The organism is Prosthecobacter sp., assembly GCF_044378005.1.
Lineage (GTDB): Bacteria > Verrucomicrobiota > Verrucomicrobiia > Verrucomicrobiales > Verrucomicrobiaceae > Prosthecobacter.
In genome coordinates this window covers 1-2,823 of sequence record NZ_JBILYB010000318.1, presented here as the reverse complement: position 1 = coordinate 2,823, position 2,823 = coordinate 1, and the positions used below count along the sequence as shown (strand labels likewise).

The window sequence follows — 2,823 nt, the reverse complement described above, 5'->3', positions numbered from 1 at the left end:
AAACGCTTCCTACGCGCCTTCACAAGGTCATGCTGGTGCGGGGTGTTGTTGGTTGGAACTGAGAGCCGCTCAAATGGTGCCAATCATGGATGGACAACGGTGTTCTGCGTCTCTGCCACATGGTGATCAAATCGGTGAGACACACAAGGTCACGGTGACGAGGCCGGAGGGAACCCAGCCCAGCGCTGGTCAACAAGCCACCCCTCCATGTCCATGAACACCACCGCCTCATCGCCCATCACCAAACCCATGCTCGCCGACAAATGCGAGCGACTCCATGCCCTCAGCTTCCCGCTGCTGGCCACTCCCAAGCTCGACGGTATCCGCTGCCTCAAGATCAACGGACGCGCCCTGACTCGCAGCTTCAAGCCCGTGTCCAATCGCTTCATCCGCGAGTGGATCGAGGCCAACCTGCCCGACGGCCTAGATGGCGAACTGATCGTGAAAGGCACCACCTTCAATGAAACTGCCGGTCATGTGGGCCGCGAGAGTGGTGAGCCTGACTTCACCTTCGCCGTCTTCGACTATGTGAGCGACGGCATTGATGTTCCCTATGCCTGCCGGATGCAGGAACTGGCGCGCCTGCCTGATTACGATCACGTCGATAAAGTGCTGCCGGAGGAGATGCATTCACTCGATGACCTCATGGCCTATGAAGAGCGCTGCGTGAGTGAGGGATATGAAGGCGTGATGATTCGCACGCCGGGTTCGCCCTACAAGTGTGGCCGCTCCACAGAACGCGAGGGCTACCTGCTCAAGATCAAACGCTTCGAGGACGCTGAGGCGGTGGTTCTCGACACCTACGAAGGCATGAGCAATCAAAACGCCGCCGAGAAGGATGCGTTTGGTCGCACCAAGCGCAGCATGGCGCAGTCCGGCATGATCGGGCGCGGTGAACTCGGCGGCTTTGTGGTCAGGCATGTGGAGACGGGCATCGAGTTCCGGTTGGGTTACAACCATGTCGTTGGCGGGGTGGACCGGTTGTCTCTCTGGCAGCAGCGCTCCTCTTTGCTGGGCCGCATGGTGAAGTTCATGCACCAGCCCAGCGGGGCGAAGGAAGCGCCCAGGTTCCCGAAGTTCATCGGGTTCCGCGAGCCGTGGGACCTCTCATAGGAGGTTCATCAAATGGTGATCAAAACGGTGCGACACACGCGGCCACGGTGACGAGGCCAAGGGGAAGTCCGCATGGACTTCAATCACCCGCATCCATTCCATCCTCATGAAAACTGCCGATCCTAAAGCCGCCCTGATCCAGTGGGGCATTGAACTGGAAACCCGCCTCCCGCAGACCAGCAACGTTGCTGTGGGCAATTACCACGCCGGTCATCCCGTCACCACCGGCATCACCACTGCCGGTGCCCGCAGCAACGCTCCCGCCTTCAACGCTGATACGTGGAAGGCCGAGCGCGATGGCTCCATCCGCTGCGACGCCGGGCAGATGCCCTGCGAATTCGTTTCCCCCATCCTCCACGGTGAGCGCGGCGTGGAACACCTGATCGCCTTCGTCGAATGGCTCAATGCCATCGGTGCCACGGTGGATCGCTCCTGCGGCTGCCACATCACCGTGGGCATTGAAAGTGTGATCGGCACCTCCGACACGAAAGCGGTGAGCGAGTTCATCCGCAAGCTTGCCCACATTGCCCGCTGGCACGCGCGCAGCCTCTACGGCCAGACGGGGACAGACCGTCACCTGAACCACTACAGCCATCCGCTGTATGAGCAGACCGCCGAGCACATGCTCAAAATCGTCACCTGCGAGCAGGAGCGGGTCAAAGCCGAGTGCGCCGAGCAATGCGGGCGCGGCATGGTGAACTTTAGAAAGGCGTTCAAGCGTGACCGCAACGGACGCTTCGTCGGAGTGGTGGAGTTCCGCGTCTTTGCCGGCACGGTGAACATTGAAAAAATACTGCATCACCTCGCCAGTGTGCTTGGCCTGTGCCGCCGTGCTCATGAGGTCCAATGCCTCGGCGGGTTCGGCAAGAACAAGATCCAAGCCAAGCGCACCGCCACAGCCTCCGATGGGCTGCGCTTCCTGTGGGACTATCTCGGGTGGACCGGCAGCGCGCGGCCTGTCGCCCTTGGCCTCTTCGGCAAGCTGCACTCGGAGTTCCGCCACTACCGCAAGAGCGCGCAGCGGCTCTGCCAGCAGTTCGATAGCCGCTACCCCGATGCGAACCTCTAACCCTTTGCCCTCGCTATACGCAGTCTGCGGATAGCCGGGCCAAACCCAAGAACAACGAACCTGAACCCAACTGAACCTGATATGTGTGTGATCCTGATATGTCCTCAAAATGTGCGCCCGAAGCCCGAGGTGCTGTATGCCTGTCATGAAGCCAACCCGCACGGCGCGGGCGTGGCATGGCGGGAAGGTGGCCGCGTGCGCTGGCAGAAAAACCTCAGCACTGGTGAACTCATCACTCTGCTCAAGAAGCTGGAGGGCGAAGTGGTCATCCACTTCCGCTGGGCCAGTGTGGGAGGAGTCGATGCGCGGCTGTGCCATCCGTTCCCTATCACGCCGAAGGCCAGCGTGAGCCTCTCGGGCATGGCTGAAAGTGTGCTGTTCCACAACGGCACTTGGAACGGGTATGTGGATGCCCTGATGCGGCTGGAGCAGCATCGCAAGGAGCCGCTGCCGACCTCGCCGATGAGCGACACCCGTGCGGCAGCACTGGTGGTCCACACCACCGGCCCAGAGGCGCTGCACAAGCTGCCAGGGCGCTGGGTGTGGATGAATGCGCAGGAGACGCGGCTCTATGGAGCTTGGGAGGAGTGGCGGGGGATGCAGGTGAGCAACACGCACTTCGTCCCGCGCCTGCGCGCCGC

The 2,823-nt window shown here is 61.5% G+C and carries 3 protein-coding genes; all 3 read left to right on the top strand.

Going from position 1 to position 2,823, the window contains the following annotated elements; translation table 11 throughout:
- The first annotated feature begins 213 nt into the window (after positions 1-213).
- Positions 214-1,113 (top strand): ATP-dependent DNA ligase, encoded by a 900-nt coding sequence (locus tag AC6FTP_RS26715; protein WP_497209944.1) that lies wholly within the window; start codon positions 214-216, stop codon positions 1,111-1,113.
- Between the two features lie 106 nt (positions 1,114-1,219).
- Positions 1,220-2,182, top strand: coding sequence for an amidoligase family protein (locus tag AC6FTP_RS26710; protein ID WP_497209943.1), 963 nt, complete (start codon positions 1,220-1,222; stop codon positions 2,180-2,182).
- An 81-nt stretch (positions 2,183-2,263) separates the two neighbouring features.
- Positions 2,264-2,823 (top strand): class II glutamine amidotransferase domain-containing protein (locus tag AC6FTP_RS26705; RefSeq protein ID WP_497209942.1); only part of this gene is annotated, 560 nt, incomplete at its 3' end.